The 17,306-nt window shown below is 39.7% G+C and carries 20 protein-coding genes and 1 tRNA gene; 1 reads left to right on the forward strand and 20 read right to left on the reverse strand.

Annotated features, from left to right (window positions below; translation table 11 throughout):
* Positions 1 to 28: 28 nt before the first annotated feature.
* Positions 29 to 856, reverse strand: a complete 828-nt coding sequence (locus BFL01S_RS09275; RefSeq protein ID WP_061785535.1) for a prolipoprotein diacylglyceryl transferase — start codon at positions 854 to 856, stop codon at positions 29 to 31.
* A gap of 175 nt (positions 857 to 1,031) precedes the next feature.
* A tRNA-Arg gene (locus BFL01S_RS09280) sits at positions 1,032 to 1,103 on the reverse strand.
* Positions 1,104 to 1,341: 238 nt separating this feature from the next.
* Between BFL01S_RS09280 and clpP the strand changes: the two genes are divergently transcribed.
* Positions 1,342 to 1,929 (forward strand): ATP-dependent Clp endopeptidase proteolytic subunit ClpP, encoded by a 588-nt coding sequence (gene clpP, locus BFL01S_RS09285; protein WP_025907449.1) that lies wholly within the window; start codon positions 1,342 to 1,344, stop codon positions 1,927 to 1,929.
* A gap of 32 nt (positions 1,930 to 1,961) precedes the next feature.
* Here clpP and BFL01S_RS09290 read toward each other — a convergent pair whose 3' ends face one another.
* From BFL01S_RS09290 to BFL01S_RS09375, 18 genes are all read right to left on the reverse strand, one after another.
* Positions 1,962 to 2,219 carry an HPr family phosphocarrier protein gene (locus BFL01S_RS09290; protein ID WP_025907448.1) on the reverse strand — a complete coding sequence of 86 codons (258 nt, stop codon included), beginning with the start codon at positions 2,217 to 2,219 and terminating at the stop codon, positions 1,962 to 1,964.
* A gap of 23 nt (positions 2,220 to 2,242) precedes the next feature.
* Positions 2,243 to 3,187, reverse strand: a complete 945-nt coding sequence (whiA, locus tag BFL01S_RS09295; protein WP_025907447.1) for a DNA-binding protein WhiA — start codon at positions 3,185 to 3,187, stop codon at positions 2,243 to 2,245.
* A 48-nt stretch (positions 3,188 to 3,235) separates the two neighbouring features.
* The gene (gene mgfK, locus BFL01S_RS09300; RefSeq protein ID WP_061785536.1) at positions 3,236 to 4,192 is read right to left on the reverse strand and encodes a gluconeogenesis morphogenetic factor MgfK; all 957 of its coding nucleotides are present in this window, start codon (positions 4,190 to 4,192) and stop codon (positions 3,236 to 3,238) included.
* Complete coding sequence (gene rapZ / locus BFL01S_RS09305) at positions 4,189 to 5,082, reverse strand: RNase adapter RapZ (RefSeq protein ID WP_025907443.1); 894 nt, start codon at positions 5,080 to 5,082, stop codon at positions 4,189 to 4,191. Before rapZ ends, mgfK begins: the two co-directional genes overlap by 4 nt.
* Positions 5,083 to 5,135: 53 nt before the next feature.
* Positions 5,136 to 5,594: an 8-oxo-dGTP diphosphatase gene (locus tag BFL01S_RS09310; RefSeq protein WP_025907442.1), complete on the reverse strand. Its 459-nt coding sequence runs from the start codon at positions 5,592 to 5,594 to the stop codon at positions 5,136 to 5,138.
* A 285-nt stretch (positions 5,595 to 5,879) separates the two neighbouring features.
* On the reverse strand, positions 5,880 to 6,830 hold the full coding sequence (gene trxB / locus BFL01S_RS09315; protein WP_025907441.1) for a thioredoxin-disulfide reductase: 951 nt from the start codon (positions 6,828 to 6,830) through the stop codon (positions 5,880 to 5,882).
* Positions 6,831 to 6,918: 88 nt separating this feature from the next.
* Positions 6,919 to 8,406: a tetratricopeptide repeat protein gene (locus tag BFL01S_RS09320; RefSeq protein WP_061785537.1), complete on the reverse strand. Its 1,488-nt coding sequence runs from the start codon at positions 8,404 to 8,406 to the stop codon at positions 6,919 to 6,921.
* Positions 8,407 to 8,544: 138 nt separating this feature from the next.
* Entirely contained in the window at positions 8,545 to 9,174 is a 630-nt protein-coding gene (gene hisIE, locus BFL01S_RS09325) for a bifunctional phosphoribosyl-AMP cyclohydrolase/phosphoribosyl-ATP diphosphatase HisIE (protein ID WP_025907439.1), read from the reverse strand.
* Positions 9,171 to 9,929: an imidazole glycerol phosphate synthase subunit HisF gene (hisF, locus tag BFL01S_RS09330; protein WP_025907436.1), complete on the reverse strand. Its 759-nt coding sequence runs from the start codon at positions 9,927 to 9,929 to the stop codon at positions 9,171 to 9,173. The genes hisIE and hisF overlap by 4 nt, the downstream gene beginning before the upstream one ends.
* Positions 9,926 to 10,660 (reverse strand): 1-(5-phosphoribosyl)-5-[(5-phosphoribosylamino)methylideneamino]imidazole-4-carboxamide isomerase, encoded by a 735-nt coding sequence (gene hisA, locus BFL01S_RS09335; RefSeq protein WP_025907434.1) that lies wholly within the window; start codon positions 10,658 to 10,660, stop codon positions 9,926 to 9,928. The genes hisF and hisA overlap by 4 nt, the downstream gene beginning before the upstream one ends.
* Before the next feature lie 4 nt (positions 10,661 to 10,664).
* Complete coding sequence (gene hisH / locus BFL01S_RS09340) at positions 10,665 to 11,294, reverse strand: imidazole glycerol phosphate synthase subunit HisH (RefSeq protein ID WP_025907432.1); 630 nt, start codon at positions 11,292 to 11,294, stop codon at positions 10,665 to 10,667.
* Positions 11,295 to 11,882 carry an imidazoleglycerol-phosphate dehydratase HisB gene (gene hisB / locus BFL01S_RS09345; RefSeq protein WP_025907430.1) on the reverse strand — a complete coding sequence of 196 codons (588 nt, stop codon included), beginning with the start codon at positions 11,880 to 11,882 and terminating at the stop codon, positions 11,295 to 11,297.
* Between the two features lie 17 nt (positions 11,883 to 11,899).
* Positions 11,900 to 13,168: a histidinol dehydrogenase gene (hisD, locus tag BFL01S_RS09350; protein WP_061785538.1), complete on the reverse strand. Its 1,269-nt coding sequence runs from the start codon at positions 13,166 to 13,168 to the stop codon at positions 11,900 to 11,902.
* 14 nt (positions 13,169 to 13,182) lie between these two features.
* A complete protein-coding gene (gene hisG / locus BFL01S_RS09355; RefSeq protein WP_025907426.1) occupies positions 13,183 to 13,815 on the reverse strand; it encodes an ATP phosphoribosyltransferase in 633 nt (210 codons plus the stop codon).
* On the reverse strand, positions 13,815 to 14,996 hold the full coding sequence (locus BFL01S_RS09360; RefSeq protein ID WP_025907424.1) for an ATP phosphoribosyltransferase regulatory subunit: 1,182 nt from the start codon (positions 14,994 to 14,996) through the stop codon (positions 13,815 to 13,817). The genes hisG and BFL01S_RS09360 overlap by 1 nt, the downstream gene beginning before the upstream one ends.
* Positions 14,997 to 15,191: 195 nt before the next feature.
* Positions 15,192 to 15,725 carry an acyltransferase gene (locus BFL01S_RS09365; protein ID WP_025907423.1) on the reverse strand — a complete coding sequence of 178 codons (534 nt, stop codon included), beginning with the start codon at positions 15,723 to 15,725 and terminating at the stop codon, positions 15,192 to 15,194.
* Complete coding sequence (gene ppaX / locus BFL01S_RS09370) at positions 15,722 to 16,369, reverse strand: pyrophosphatase PpaX (protein ID WP_025907421.1); 648 nt, start codon at positions 16,367 to 16,369, stop codon at positions 15,722 to 15,724. The genes BFL01S_RS09365 and ppaX overlap by 4 nt, the downstream gene beginning before the upstream one ends.
* Positions 16,359 to 17,303 (reverse strand): nucleoside recognition domain-containing protein, encoded by a 945-nt coding sequence (locus BFL01S_RS09375; RefSeq protein ID WP_061785539.1) that lies wholly within the window; start codon positions 17,301 to 17,303, stop codon positions 16,359 to 16,361. The genes ppaX and BFL01S_RS09375 overlap by 11 nt, the downstream gene beginning before the upstream one ends.
* Positions 17,304 to 17,306: the final 3 nt, after the last annotated feature.

The following is a 17,306-nucleotide window of genomic DNA, read 5'->3' on the forward strand; positions in this document are numbered from 1 at the left end:
CTTATGTCCCAGCCTCCTTTCCAACGGTTTATTGAATCGTGTTCGCCATTTCAATAAATTTATCTGTTTGCTCAGCTGATTTAGCAAAAATCGTAATCTTAACAGGCTTTGTTCCTTTCGTTACAATAACTTGTACATTCATATCATTAGACTCTGCTTCATACCACTCTGCATTGGCAATCTTTCCTTCTGCAGGAACGCTTGCTTTTTGTACAGCGTTCGGGTCCACTGCCATTGCTGTTTGCTTTACTACTTCTACTGCTTGTTTTTCCGAAACATCTGATAGAAGCTCAATACGCATAAATTGAGAGCCATCCTCTTTATACATTACCGTATCACGACCAGGCTCTTCCCCAGCTAGTTCGTAGCCTTCAAGTACTTTAATTGCATACTCTTGATTATCGCTTTGGACTAATTCTTTGTCCTGAACTTCAGAATTTTCTTCTGGCTGCTCTTCAGCTGACTTTTCGTTTGATGCAGCATCATTTTGTTCTTCTGTTGGCTTCGTTACTTCTGCTTGTTCTCTATCTTCAGGTGACTCGGTTAAAGGCCTTTCCGTTGCCTCTTTGCTTGTCTTTTCTTCGACTGCCGGCTCTTCTTTATCTAGTGTTGCTTCGCCTTTTGACTCTACGTCATTGCTTTCAGTCTCCTCTGACTCTTTGTTCGTCTGAGACTCTTTACTGTCAGACTGCTCCTCTGAAACTGTTTTTTCATTTGCTTGTTGCACTTGCTGAGACTTTTCTTGTTGCACTTGCTGAGACTTTTCTTGTGTTGCTGCTTCTTCATTCGATCCACATGCGGAAAGCAATAACGCAAGAGATGCACTTACAATAAAAAACTTATTAAGGGATTTCACAATTTTTCCTCCTTAGTTTTACTTTTCCTTATATACTTGTTTTATAGCATTCTGCCAAAATTGGCAACCATGACAAACGAATTAACTTACGAATTATTAGGCCTATCCACACATAAAATATACAGTTTTTACAGAACAAATAAAAAAAGCGCTGCAAGTTTGCAACGCTTTTAGACGCCCTCGACAGGATTCGAACCCACCCTAAGAGAACCGGAATCTCTTGTGCTATCCACTACACTACGAGGGCATAAAATAAATCATTATTCCTATGATGACTGCTTTCATTATAGGAAAGAAAACCAATCTTTTCAAGTATACAAGGTTTATTTTTGGAGCAATCGGGAAAAATTTATAAAGTACAGAAAAGGAATACATACCAGAAAAAGCGAATATGTGTAAAGAGCAGTTCTTTTGTTTGACCTTTATTGACCTTACATGTATTATAAGGTACATAACAAATTATTCTTGTTAAGGAGGAATTTTATATGAATCTAATTCCTACAGTTATTGAACAAACAAACCGCGGTGAGCGTGCATACGACATTTATTCACGGCTGTTAAAAGACCGTATCATTATGCTTGGAAGTGCAATTGATGATAACGTTGCAAACTCAATTGTATCACAACTTCTATTTTTAGCAGCAGAAGACCCAGAAAAAGATATTTCACTTTATATTAACAGTCCTGGTGGATCAATTACAGCAGGTATGGCGATTTACGATACAATGCAGTTTATCAAGCCAAAAGTATCAACAATTTGTATCGGAATGGCTGCTTCAATGGGTGCTTTCTTACTTGCTGCAGGTGAAAAAGGCAAACGTTTTGCGTTACCAAATAGTGAAGTAATGATTCACCAACCTTTAGGTGGAGCGCAAGGTCAAGCAACAGAGATTGAGATTGCTGCTAAACGCATTCTTTTCTTACGTGAGAAATTAAATCACATTTTAGCTGAGCGCACTGGTCAACCACTAGAAGTTCTTCAACGCGATACAGATCGTGATAACTTCATGACTGCTGAGCGTGCTCTTGAATACGGATTAATTGATAAAATTTTAACAAACGATCCGAAGTAATAAGAAGCCGTTCCCAATTGGGAACGGTTTTTTTATGCATCATTTTCTACATAAGAAGAAAGCGCTTGGATAGCTTCTTCTTCGTCACTACCTTCAGCAATCAGCGTGATAACGGTACCACGATTTAACGCTAAGCTCATTAACCCCATAATGCTCTTAGCGTTTACTACTTTTTCATCTTTCTTTAAAAACACATCCGATGTAAAACGGTTAGCTTCTTGAACAAACATGGCTGCTACTCGTGCTTGAAGGCCTGTTCTCAATTTAATTTCTACTTGTTTTTCCATTATGTTCTCCTCCCATGTCCCTTGCTTTACGTAACTGGTTGTCCAGCACGCAATTTATCGGCAATTTCATCTATCTTGCGTAGACGATGATTAATTCCAGACTTGCTAATTTGTCCGCCGGATACCATTTCCCCTAGTTCTTTTAGCGTTACGTCTTGGTATTCTACTCGTAAACGAGCAATTTCACGAAGCTTCTCAGGCAATACTTCGAGCCCAACTGTCTCTTGAATATAACGAATATTTTCCACCTGCCGAATCGCTGCACCGATGGTCTTGTTTAAGTTCGCTGTTTCACAATTGACGAGTCGATTAACAGAGTTTCGCATATCTCGTACAATACGAACGTCTTCAAAACGTAATAAAGCGCTATGTGCTCCAACAATACTTAAGAATTCCGTGATTTTCTCTGCTTCTTTTAAGTAATTGATATACCCTTTTTTACGCTCAAGCGTTTTACTGTTTAAGCCAAATGTATTCATTAACTCACAAAGGGCATCATTGTGCTCTCTATAGAGAGAAAAAATCTCTAGATGATAAGAGGATGTTTCTGGATTATTAATTGATCCTCCAGCTAAGAAAGCTCCCCTCAAATATGAACGCTTACAACACTTCTTTTTGACAAGCTCTTCTGAAATGTTATGAGTAAATGTGAAGCCTTCATTTAAAATTTTTAAATCCTCCAGTAAAAAACGAGCTTTTTCCACCAGACGAACAATGTAAACATTGTTCTTTTTCAACCTCATTTTTTTACGCACCAACAGCTCCACCGTTACGTTATACGATTTCTTTAGAAGTACATAAATTCTTCTGGCGATGGCTGCATTTTCTGTTTGTACGTCCACTGTTAAGTTACGATTAGAAAATGCCAACGACCCGTTCATTCGAATTAAAGCTGAAAGTTCTGCTTTTGCGCAGCAATCTTTCACTTCTAAATTAGTAAGTTCTTTTTTTGTTTCTGAAGCAAACGACACCTTTCCCACCTCCATTCTGTTGTCGTAGTAAGTTGCGGAAATTGACGTTTACGCCAACATATTAAAGATAAGGCGTGCCACTTTTTTCGTATCGTGACGAATAACACTACCGTCATATTGAATAATCTGTTCTTCCAACACTTCTAGTCCTAATTCAGTCAGCACTTCTCGGTCGTATTCCACAGGCTGTGCTTGTTCAACCTCATAGCGCTTCTTTAACGGTGCAGGAATTGGCGCATTATTTACAATAATTGCGTCTAAAAACGCACAAGGCATATGATCATACAGAGCCTTTACGTGATCACTTGCTTTAAAACCTAATGTTTCCCCTTGCTGGGTCATCACATTACATACATATACTTTTCTCGCTTTTGTCGTACATAGCTCATCTCGAATATCCGGAACAAGTAAATTAGGCAGGATGCTTGTATATAAGCTACCTGGACCTAATATAATTAAGTCAGCTTTGCGAATTGCTTTTAACGCTTCAGCAGAAGGCTTAATATCTTTTGGAGATAAAAATACGCGCTTAATTCTTTTTCCATACTCCGGAATCTTAGACTCTCCTGTGACAATTACTCCGTCTTCCATTTCTGCATGTAGCACTACGCTACGATTAGCAGAAGGTAATACTTTACCACGAACATTTAACACTTTGCTCATCTCACGAATCGCATGCACAAAATCACCTGTAATAGATGTCATTGCGGCTAAAAGCAAATTCCCCAGTGAGTGACCAATCAATTCATTTCCAGTTTCAAAGCGATGTTGAAACAGCTCTTCTACCAACGGTTCAACATCAGATAATGCGGCTAACACATTTCGAATATCACCAGGAGCCGGAATCTCTAGCTCATCTCGAAGCCTCCCAGAACTTCCGCCGTCGTCAGCAACCGTTACAATTGCTGTAATATCAAGAGGATATTCTTTCAACCCTCTTAATAATACAGGTAATCCTGTTCCTCCTCCAATGACAACGACTTTTGCAGGCTGTTCACTATTCATCTATATTTTTCCTTCCTCTTCTCGATGTCTCGATGAGAAATATGTGTTTTATAGTCTTTTTCAAAATGATGGCCGATATGTTCAGCCAAAGTGACTGAGCGATGTTGACCACCCGTACAACCAATCGCAATGACAAGCTGACTTTTCCCTTCACGCTTATACTGCGGCAGCATAAATGTTAAAAGATCAAGCACCTTTTCAACAAACTTCTGCGTTTCGGTCCATTTCAACACGTAGGAAGAAACTTCTTCTTCAAGACCTGTTTTCGGCCTCATATGATCAATGTAGTGCGGGTTTGGCAAGAAGCGAACATCAAAAACAAGATCAGCATCGATTGGCACCCCATACTTAAACCCAAATGACATAACGTTCACTGTAAAAACAGGTGAAGCATGTGAAGCAAACTGCGTAAGAATTTTCTCACGTAGCTCTCTTGGTTTTAAGTCAGATGTTTCATAAATTAACTGGGCACGTCCTTTTAATTCCTCTAATAGCTCACGTTCCATACTAATACCTTCTAAAGGTAATCCAGAAGGAGCAAGAGGATGTGAACGCCTTGTTTCTTTATATCTTGTTACGAGCACAGAGTCTTTTGCATCCAAAAAGAGAATTTGAGGCATAACCCATGTCGTTTCACTCATATTATCTAAGGCTTCAAATAAGCTATCAAAGAATTCTCGCCCTCGCAAATCCATAACAAGCGCTACTTTGTTCATTTTATTTCCAGATTCTTTCATAAGTTCAAGGAACTTAGGCAATAGCGTTGGGGGAAGATTGTCCACACAAAAAAAACCTAAATCTTCAAAACTTTGAATTGCCACCGTTTTTCCTGCACCTGACATTCCAGTAATAATAACCAATTGAATATCGCTTACAGATCCAGTACTCATTTGTTTACCCCCTATTAAAACCGAATTTTTTCATTGTTTATCTAACCAAATAGTTAGCAAGGATCGATTCGATAAGACAATAACTCAAAGTCAGTCGTGTATGTAAAATTACCGTAGATTACACCAGAACCTTTTGCCACATAATCAATAATATGATGGTCTCCTGGTGCCATTGGTAATTCACTAACATCATTTAAGTTATGCCAACCAAGCTTTCCTTCTTCTGATTCTAGCACATTTGTTCCATCAAAGTCGGTAGCAAAAAAAGTAAACATCATCCACTCTGACGCAATTTTATCATTTTCTTTCATTGTAAACGTAAAAATACCTTTTACCGTTGGATTCTTCAGGTAGATGCCTGTTTCTTCACGAAATTCTCGAACAACGGAATCCTTTACTGATTCTCCTTGTTCCATTTTCCCACCGGGAGCTACCCACCAATTTCGCCTTGGCTTTTGAAGTAATAGTACTTTTCCGTCTTTCACTAATACACAATTCGTAACTCGTTGCATCTTTCCACCTCTTCTTCTCTTCACTTTTCTGTCTATCATTATACTACGAAACAAACAGCCCTCACAACGAAGACACTTACTTAATACTAAATTTTCTGAAAATATATGTCGATGGTACAAAAAATAGTCCAAAAAAAAAGGCCTAGGAACAAGTCCTACGCCCGTCAAAGTTACTATTTTATAAAAGGGGGTCAATTACTACTTATATAGTACCCCATAAACATTTCACGTACGTTACAAAAACTTTAAAACAGAATAACTTTTTGTAAAGATATACGTAACAAATTAGTTAACGGCTTTTAACTTTTCTTTCAGTTCTTCAATATAATGTTGAGCTGCTTGAGCAGCAATACTTCCATCTCCCGTTGCTGTAACGATTTGACGAAGTGCTTTTTCACGAACGTCACCAGCAGCAAAGATTCCTGGGACACGTGTTTCCATTTGTTCATTCGTTTCAATATAGCCTTCTGCATTGGTGATGTTTAAGCCTTCAAACGGCTTTGTTAAAGGAACCATACCGATATAAATGAACACGCCATCTGCTCCGAATTCCTGTTCTTCACCAGTTTGTGTATTAACAAGCGTTACGCTACCTACTTTACCGTCTTTTTCATTCACTTCTTTTACAGTGTGATTCCAGATAAAGTCTACTTTCTCATTATCAAATGCACGCTGTTGTAAGATTTTTTGAGCACGAAGTTCCTCACGACGGTGAACAATCGTTACTTTTGTTGCAAAGCGCGTTAAGTACACACCCTCCTCAACAGCAGAGTCCCCTCCACCAACAACAACAAGCTCTTTTCCTTTAAAGAAAGCTCCGTCACATACTGCACAGTAAGAAACGCCGCGTCCTCCTAATTCTTTTTCACCAGGAACACCTAGTTTTTTATACTCTGCACCTGTTGCAATAATAATAGCACGCGCTTTATATTCTTTTTTACCAGCTACAACAGTCTTATACTCTTCGCCTTCAATAATTTCTTTAATGTCCCCATATGCATACTCAGCACCGAATTTCTTCGCATGTTCAAACATTTTATTTGAAAGATCTGGACCTAGAATATGGTCATAGCCAGGGTAATTTTCTACGTCTTCCGTATTTGCCATTTGGCCACCAGGGATTCCGCGCTCAATCATTAATGTTGATAAATCCGCACGAGACGTATATACAGCAGCAGTCATTCCTGCTGGGCCGGCTCCGATAATAATGACATCATAAATTTTTTCTTCTGTCATTGAGTAACACTCCTTTTAGGAATCTATTCATATATTTTTAATTAATTTTATCCTAATACGCTAACGACACTATCGTCTATTTTTTTGCTCACTTCAGCAGGTTATTTACAATTTTGACGTATTTGCGTACCGTTGATAAAGAAATACTATACAGTTGAGCTACCTTTTCCTGAGAAACAGCTTGTTGCTTTTGCTTCTGGTAGCAGTAAGTCGCTGCAGATGCCCATCCATTTACGTTGACATGGTGCCATTTGGCAGCCTGTATGTTATTCAATTCTACATATATGTTAAACCAAAACTGAATGATACCGGCTGCCTCTACTTCAGCTTCAATTTCAGCTTGGATTAAATCTGCAATTTCAAACATGATGTGCTGCTTATTCTGCCATACATACGTATATACTTCATCAAGTAATGAACTTGTATGTATGGATGGCTTAATTTTTTCTAATAGAAGCAACCGTTCTTTATCAGGAAGCTTCTTAGCCATATACAGGCTATACAGCTGATCATGAATATGTGTGCTTTCACATTTTTCTTGAGCGACAACATCGATTTCAGAATAGAAACGACGATTGTTCTTCTCATTAAATTGCCAAGGCGCTTCTAACTTCACCATTGAACCCGAATCACCAACGTCTTTCCATATATCTTTAGCAAACTGCTCAAACCCCACATGATAAGCAGCATAAGAAAGCCAATAATGAAAAGACGAGTCTGCTTGAAATCCTTTTTTATATAAACTCTTTAACCACCCATATGCTAACTTGTATTCCCCGACAAGAGCAAACGTTGATCCTAATTTATATTGATGCTCCAGAGATAAAGGATATACGCAGCTTAGCTGTTGAATCAAATAATTCACGACGTTCTGGTTATGCCCGTAATAGTGAAACACTAATTGATTACACAAAGCATGTAAGTTCCCAGGATTTTTTTCTAACACTTCATCTAATAAACCAATTGCTTTATCTGTTTCATTAAGATAAAAATGAGCTAACGCTAAATTATTGTACGCTGGCCAAAATTCAGGATAGTCTCGAATGATTTCTTCTAATAGCTGAATCGCTTTTTCAAACTGTGCATCTTGAAGCAACTGTTTTGCCTGTTCTTGCTTTAAAATCAGCGCATCTTCCTCATATTCTTCGTCTGATTCTAAATCAATGGAAAGCAGGTCTTCCAGCTCTTCCGCTTCCTCTAACAACTCGCCAGTTACATCTTCTTCCAAATAACATTGAACGTATTTATACGCTTCTTGAAATAATCCAAGATGCGCAAAATTATTAGCAATCACATAGTAACAATTGACCATTGTAGAATCTAAATCGTTGATAATATGAAGCAACAGCTCGTTTGATTCTTTATATTCACCTAAATCATTTAAAATAGTCGCTAACTGATATAAAATTAACGGCTCATCCCGGTCTAACTCTGACGCTCTCTGAAGATATCGTTTTGCTTTATATAAATCTTTATATTGATAGGCTTTAAGTGCTTTTTCAAAATATTCTTCTCCCGTTTTAAAAAACGGAATTACCTTTGCTTTCTTCTCGTGCACTTTTGAGTTTTTTCTCATTAAGTCCTCCGATAAGTCCATGATTTCAACGTTGGTAGTATATCATAGTTTAAAGCTTACGATAACACCTGTATTTTACTGAACCCAAAGAAATATTGGTCAATAAAAAAACTGACCGCAAAGGCCAGCTTTTGTTTATTACTTCGAATGTCTTTCTTTTAATACCGCTAAGACATCGTCAAGCGGAAGCTTTTGCTCACGAAGAAGTACCAATACGTGATAGAACAAATCCGCTACTTCCCATTTTAATTCTTCATGATCACGGTTTTTGGCAGCAATAATAACTTCGCCTGCTTCCTCACCGACTTTTTTTAGGATTTTATCGACACCTTTGTCAAATAAGTAGGTTGTGTACGCTCCTTCTGGCATTTCTGCTTCGCGCTTAGCAATTACTGATTCCAATTCATTAATAATATCAAAACGCCCTGATTGAGGAGATGCACTTTCGTCCTCTAGCAAGTTTTCATTAAAGCAGCTGTATGCACCTGTATGACAAGCAGGTCCGTTTGGATTTACTTTTACAACAATAGAATCCGCATCGCAATCATACGTCATTGCGACAATTCGCTGTGTATTTCCAGATGTAGCTCCCTTGTGCCAAAGCTCTTGGCGAGAGCGGCTAAAAAACCACGTTTCTTTTGTTTCAACTGACTTTTTTAACGATTCTTCATTCATATAGGCTAGAGTCAGCACTTCTTTACTAACCGCGTCCTGCACAATTGCTGGAACTAATCCGTCTTCATTGAATTTAACGTTTTCAATCTTCATCGAATGCTCACTCCTCGTTGTTTTGCATAGGTTTTAATTTCTTTAACAGACGTTTCTTTATAGTGAAAAATAGATGCCGCTAAGCCTGCGTCTGCTTTTCCTTCCGTAAATACGTCCACAAAGTCTTGACCATTTCCTGCGCCTCCTGAAGCAATAACAGGGATACTTACCGCTTCACTTACGGCTTTTGTTAATGCTAGGTTAAAGCCGGACTTGGCACCGTCTTGATCCATACTTGTTAACAAGATCTCACCGGCACCGCGTTTGACAACTTCTTGCGCCCAAGCAACAACTTCCCATCCTGTTGCGTTGCGTCCACCGTGCGTGTATACGCGCCAAGAGCCTAATTCTTCATCATATTTTGCATCAATAGCTACTACAATGCACTGTGCTCCAAAGAAGTTTGACCCTTCCGTAATAAGATCTGGATTTAAGACAGCAGCTGTGTTTAACGACACTTTATCTGCACCTGCTCGCAGCATTCGTTTCATATCCTCAACCGCATTGATTCCTCCACCTACTGTAAACGGAATAGCCAGCTGTGCTGCCACTTCTTCTACTACGTGAACCATGGTTTTACGACCTTCATGAGATGCTGAAATATCTAAGAAAACAAGCTCATCAGCGCCTTCTTCATCATAAAATTTCGCTAATTCTACAGGATCACCAGCGTCTTTTAGCTCCACAAACTGAACACCTTTTACAACGCGCCCTTCCTTTACGTCTAAGCAAGGAATAATACGCTTCGTAATCATGATGTCACCTCTTCAAGCGCCTGGCTTACCGTAAATTGATTTGTGTAGAGTGCTTTTCCAACAATCGCACCAATCACGCCGTCTTTTTCATACGCTTGTAGTGCTTTTAAATCAGCTAATTTACTTACGCCGCCCGATGCGATGACGCTTTTACCTGTTGCTTTTGCCATGCTGACAATACCTTCAACATTTGGTCCTGAAAGCATACCATCCGTTGAAATGTCCGTGAAGATAAACGTTTCAGCACCTGCTTCGGCAAGCTCTTTTCCAAGCTCCGTTGCTTTTACTGTTGACGTTTCAAGCCAGCCTTCCGTTGCTACGTAGCCATCGCGCGCGTCAATACCAATCGCAATTTTTTCACCGTATTGACGAAGCATCTTTTTGACAAATTCAGGATTAGAAATCGCTGCGCTTCCTAAGATTACTCGGTCAATTCCGTTTTCTAAGTAATACGCTACGTCTTCTTCTGAACGAATTCCGCCACCAATTTGTACATTGACCCCAAGCTTTTTCTTAACTTCAAGAACAAACTCATTATTTACTCGCTTTGCTGCTTTGGCACCGTCTAAGTCCACCATGTGAATCCACTTCGCACCTTCACCAGCAAATTGTGCTGCCATATCGACTGGTGAATCTCCGTATACCGTTTCTTTATCATAGTCTCCTTGCAAAAGGCGAACACACTTTCCGCCGCGCATATCGATTGCTGGATAAATTGAAAAATTACTCATGAGTTCAACCTCTTCCTTCTACAAAGTTTGCGTAGTTTTGTAAAATCTTCATGCCAATTTCACTGCTTTTTTCCGGGTGGAACTGCGTACCAAATACATTTTCCTTCCCTACAACTGCTGGAACGGCAACATCATATGAGCTTGTTGCTAGAAGCACATCTTGATCATCTGTCTTTACGTAATAAGAGTGCACGAAGTATACGTGGCCTTCTTCAATGCCCGCTAACAGAGGTGAGTTTACATGCATATGTAACGAGTTCCAACCCATATGAGGCACTTTATAAGCTTCACCTTCTGGCGTCACTCCAGGCAGCAGTTCAACACGTCCTTTTAAAAACCCAAGGCCCGTCGTCTTACCATTCTCATCACTTTCCTCAAACAAAAGCTGCATTCCTAAGCAGATACCTAAAAGTGGCTTACCGCTTTCCACTTCTTCTTTTATAAAAGCTGTAAGATTGGTTTCATTCAGCTGTTCCATCGCATCTTTAAATGAGCCAACCCCAGGTAGAATATAGCCTTTTGCCTTACGCAGTTCGCTTGGCTCAGATGAAATAAAATAGTCATAGTCTAAACGTTCAAGCGCTTTGCTTACGCTATACAAATTCCCCATGCCATAGTCAATAATACCAATCATTTACAACATCCCCTTCGTTGATGGTACTCCTTTGACGCGAGGATCAACCGTTGTTGCTTCATCTAATGCTCTCGCCAAGGCTTTGAATACCGCTTCGATGATGTGGTGTGTATTTTGACCATAGTGAACGATAACATGAAGATTCATACGTGATTCAAGCGCAAATTTCCATAAAAATTCGTATACAAGCTCCGTATCAAAAGTACCCACACGTGATGCTGGAATATCGCCTTTAAATTCAAAATGAGGTCGATTACTTAAATCAACTACCACTTGTGCCAACGCATCATCCATTGGAACAAATGCATTGCCGTAGCGCTTAATACCTTTCTTATCACCAAGTGCTTCTTTAAATGCATGCCCTAAGCAGATACCAATGTCTTCTGTTGTGTGGTGATCATCGATCTCAATGTCTCCAATAGCTTTTACATCTAAATTGAACTGACCGTGCTTCGTAAATAAATCAAGCATGTGGTTTAAAAACGGGACACCTGTGTCAATTCCCGCTTTTCCTTCTCCATCAATGGCTATTGCAAGTGAAATATCCGTCTCATTTGTTGTACGTTTGATGCTAGCTTCTCTCATCATGTAACCCTCTCTTTACTTTATTTTTTGAATCGTTCTTCAACTGCTCGAGCGTGTGCTTCTAATCCTTCTAGCCTTGCAAAAGCGGCAATTTTCGAACTATTAGCTTTAAGCGCCTGCTCGCTATATGAAATGATGCTTGATTTTTTTACAAATGAATCAACGGATAACGGACTTGAAAACTTGGCCGTTCCGTTCGTTGGTAATACATGGTTTGGGCCAGCAAAATAATCTCCTACTGGTTCTGAGCTATATCTACCTAAAAAAATAGCTCCAGCGTGACGAATTTTCCCGAGTATAGTCATCGGTTCATCCGTCATAATTTCAAGATGTTCTGGAGCCAATTTATTAACTACGTCAATCGCTTCTTCAAGCTCTTCTGTGACATAAATTTCACCGTACTCTTGAATAGATGCTTCAGCAATCACTTTTCGAGGTAGCGTTTCAAGCTGTTTTTGAACCTCTTGTGCTACGGCTGCTGCTAGATTTAAAGACGCTGTTACCAAAATGCTAGATGCCAACTGGTCATGTTCTGCTTGTGATAACAGGTCAGCTGCCACTTCATTTGGTCTTGCTGTATCATCTGCTAATACAACGATTTCACTCGGTCCAGCAATCGAATCAATATCAACTAAGCCGTATACTTCTCTCTTTGCTAAGGCAACATAAATGTTTCCTGGACCCACAATTTTGTCGACCGCTTCAATTGTTTCTGTTCCATACGCCAATGCTCCGATCGCTTGTGCTCCTCCAACTTTATAAATCTCTTCCACACCTAGCTCAGTAGCTGCAACGAGAACGCCAGCTGGTAACGAACCGTCTTTTTGCACAGGTGATACCATTACAATACGCTTAACGCCAGCTACCTGAGCAGGAATTACGTTCATCAACACGGATGATGGATACGCAGCTAAACCGCCTGGGACATAGACGCCAACTGCATCTAAAGGTGTCACCTTCTGCCCAAGAATCGTGCCATCTTCTTTTGTCACCATCCAAGATTGCGTAATCATGCGCTCATGGTAGTCACGGATATTAGCAGCAGCCTCGTTAATAATCTGAATAGTTTCATCATCGATGGCTTCATATGCGTTCTTCCGCTCTGCATCCGACACTTTCAGTGCTTCTAATAACACACCGTCAAACTTTTCCGTATATGAAAATAGGGCTTGATCTCCTTTATCCTTAACGTCTCGAAGAATGTTAAGCACCGCTTCACGCTGTGCTCCCGTGCCTTGATCAATCGTACGTTTTAAGCTAACGTCTTCCGTCACACGTGTAATCTTCATCAAATTCACCTCATTCATGATGCTTCGACAACTTTTGATAATCGGTTAACTAAATCATCAATGCGTTCATCTTTTAACCGGTAGCTAACTGGGTTTACAATTAATCGAGATGTAATATCACCGATATGCTCTAGTTCAACCAGACCATTTTCCTGTAGCGTTCTGCCCGTCGAAACGATATCAACAATACGATCTGCTAAGCCGATAAGCGGCGCTAACTCAATCGATCCATTTAGCTTAATAATTTCCACCTGTTCTCCTTGTTCTCGAAAATAAGTGGACGCGACGTTCGGATATTTTGTCGCTACTTTTTGCGCAATCTCTGATTTTTTCGCATTGGGAAGGCCCGCCACTGCAAGATGACATTTGCTAATCTGCAAATCTAATAGTTCATAGACATCTCTTTCTTCTTCAAGCATCACATCTTTTCCTGCAATACCTAAATCAGCTACGCCATACTCTACGTAAGTCGTTACGTCCATTGGCTTTGCTAAAATAAAGCGCATGTTTTCTTCTGGAATATCAACAATTAATTTACGCGAGTCATCAAACTCTGGAGGAAGTTGAAAGCCTGCTTGACGCAAAAGTTGAGCAGCTTCTTCAAATATTCTTCCTTTTGGCATCGCAATTGTTAGTAGTTCAGTCATTATTGTCCCCCCTTGCCACGTTTACCAATAAGAAACGATACTTCTTCAAGGCCAGCTGTAAATACGTCGACATCATCAACGCCTACAATATCTTGAACAACGACACGTTTACCTGCACGTCTTTGTTCAGCCGCAAGCGCTATTGCTTCTGATAACCGCTCCTGGCTATATAAAACGCCGTAAACAGGCACTTCTTCGTATGCTTCTTCATCTAGCGCTTCAATTAAACGGTCAAGCTGAATACCAAATCCAGTTGCCGGTGTTTTCGTTGAAAATTGTTCTAATAATTGATCGTAACGTCCACCGTTCCCAATATGAAAGCCTACGTGCTCAGCAAAGACTTCAAATAAAATGCCAGTGTAATAACTCATGTGACTTACAAGGTTGAAGTCAATTTTAATTTCTTCCGTTACGCCATAAGCGTCCAGCATGTTCCAAAGGCTTTGAAGATCCTCAGCAAGCTTTTTACCTTCTTTATTTTCAACAAGCTCAATAGCTTCTTGGATTTTTTCTTCTCCACCACGTAAGTTTAAAAGCTGTAAAAGACGCTGTTTATCAATGGAGGAAAGGTTTAAGCTCTTCACGTGATTACGATAACCAACATAATTTTTCTCATATAAAAAGCGGCGTAAAACATTGGCACGCTCTTCGTTTCCGACAATCTCTAAGAACAATGAGTTAACGAATCCAATGTGGCCAATGGCTACTTTAAATGATTTTAGCCCAGCACGCTTTAATGCACTAATCATCAACGCAATCACTTCTGCATCGCTGCTCATTGTTGCATCACCAATTAACTCAACACCAATTTGCTCAAACTCAGCCGGTCGACCACCTTCACGCTGCTGAGCTCGAAAGACATTCGCTTCATACGCAAGGCGAAGCGGTGAGTTATTTAAAAGTTTTGATGCTGCCACGCGCGCAAAAGGCGTCGTCATATCAGGTCGTAAAACAAGCGTATGACCTTCTTTATCTAATAATTTAAATAATTGTTGATCTAAAATGGCCGATGCGCTTCCAACCGTTTCAAAGTATTCAAGAGTAGGAGTAGCCATATATTGATAGCCCCAGCTACTAATTTCTTCTGCTAACTGATTTCGAACTTGCTTTTTCTTTTCAAAAAGAGATGGTAATGTATCCCGCATACCTAAAGGTTTTTCAAACATAAACAGCTTTGACATTATGACACTTCCTTTTCTCAACTTGGTTGCATCTATTTCTATATAAACAACTAATTTTCATCATAGAAGACCACTTTTCACTTTATCACACTAATGTATTAGCGAAATAACAAATTAAAGTTATTAGTAGTTTACACCCCTTATAGGTAATCGTCAACTCATATAGCGCTATTTTCTTACAAAAAAAGCCACTCCTTATTGATAAGTCGTGGCTGATTCGTTTTCTTCTGTGCGCTTTTGCATTTCTTCTTTTGTATAAATGACCCTCATTGGATTTCCTCCAACAAAAGAGCCAGGCTCTATGTTTCTATGTACGACTGTTCCCGCAGCAACAATTGCTCCGTTACCAATCACTACTCCAGGTAAGATTGTACTATTAGCTCCAATCATTACCTCATCACCAATGATTACATCTCCAAGTCGATATTCTTTAATTAAATATTCATGGGCGAGAATCGTTGTGTTATATCCAATTACCGAGTTTTTTCCAACCGTTATCTTCTCTGGAAACATAATATCAAGCATAACCATCAGTCCAAAAGAAGTTTGAGGCCCTACCTCCATCTGTAAGAACGTCCGGTAAAGCCAGTTTTTAAATGATAAAAAAGGAGAATAGCGAGCAAGCTGAATGACAATAAAGTTACGCATTACCTTCCAAAATGGAACGGTTTTATAGACGTGCCAGAGCGAGTTAGGTCCTTCGACAGGAAATCGCTTCGTCTTTCTCACTGCTCTTTTCCTCCAAGCCATGGAATCAAGTCTTTCATCTCTTCTAAGATAACATCTGGCTCATAAGAAGCAATGTGTTCTCTTCCTTTTGCACTCCAAGCCACACCAGCTGTTTTCGTACCTGCATTTTTACCAGATAGGATGTCATGATGGTTATCTCCTACCATAACAGCTTCTTCTGGCTGTGCATTTAAAAGTACTAATGCTTTTTCGACTGGCTCTGGGTGAGGTTTTGCATGCTGCACGTCGTCAATTGCAACAATTACATCAAAAAATTGATCCAACTTCGTAAGTTTTAGCCCCAGCATGACCGTATTAATCTGCTTTGTTGTAACGATAGCCAACTTATACTTCTGATCATGTAACCATTTCACCGTTTCAAATACGCCTGCAAACTCTGTTACAAGTTCATCATGATGACTTAAGTTATGAGTACGGTACGTGTCAATCATTTCGTGTACTCGCTCTTTATCCATCTGTACAAAAGTGTCATAAAGAGGTGGCCCCATAAATGCCAAGACATCTTCACGTTTATATTGCTCGGGATAATAATGATTTAATGTGTGCATAAAAGATGAAATAATTAATTCATTTGTATCAATTAGCGTTCCATCTAAATCAAATAGAACGGTGTTAATGCTCATATGAAACTTCCTTTCTATGCCTTACTTCATTTTCTTTCCACATCCGTGAAATCACAATGGTTAACACAAGTGCAACAACTACCCGAATAATGAGCAGCGGCAGTACAGGAATACCTAGCGGAATAAAAATTAACGTATCTTCTACTACAGCATGACAAGCGACTAAAAAGATGAACGCAAGCGTTGCATCACGCTTACTAACTCCCTCTTCTTGTACAGCTTGAATCATGACGCCAGCTCCATATGCCAACCCTAGTAAGAGACCTGTCACAAGCGTTGTAGACGTATTTTCTTTCATCCCTAATAGGCGTGTAAACGGACCAAGCATTGAGGAAAGCTTATCGAGCCACCCAATATCTTTCAGGATTTGAATTCCCACCATAACTGGAATAACAATAAGAGCCAGCTGTAGAATTCCAAAACCTGCTTTTTCAATCGATTGCCAGATGATTGCTCCCCATCCGCTTACTTCCTCGTGCTTCGTTGCTAAAAAACCGTACTGTGCCTGTTCGCCTCCGCCATTCCATACTAAGTTAATGATAATGGCTGAGATCACAGCGAGCCCGATACGAACCGATAAAATAACCCATAGCCTCACACCAACTTTTAAAGCTACGCTCGTTTCAATTAATAAATTATGAGAGAAAGACAGCATAACGGCTAGAATAAATACTTCTTTCACCGTTAAATCCAGTGATAAAATCCCTGCAATTCCCGCATATAAATTTAACAAGTTCCCCAGCACAAGTGGAATGGCTGCATCTCCCGATAGCCCAAATAACTTCATTAAAGGTGAAATTAACGTAGCAAACCAATCCAGCACTGGCGTGTATTGAAGGAGTGAAACAATTAGCGTTACTGGAAAAATGACTTTTCCTAGTGTCAGCGTTGTTTTGAGTCCTCCCATAATCCCCTTTTGTATCGACCTAAGCATTCC

This window comes from Priestia flexa NBRC 15715 (assembly GCF_001591565.1).
Classification (GTDB): Bacteria; Bacillota; Bacilli; order Bacillales; family Bacillaceae_H; genus Priestia; species Priestia flexa.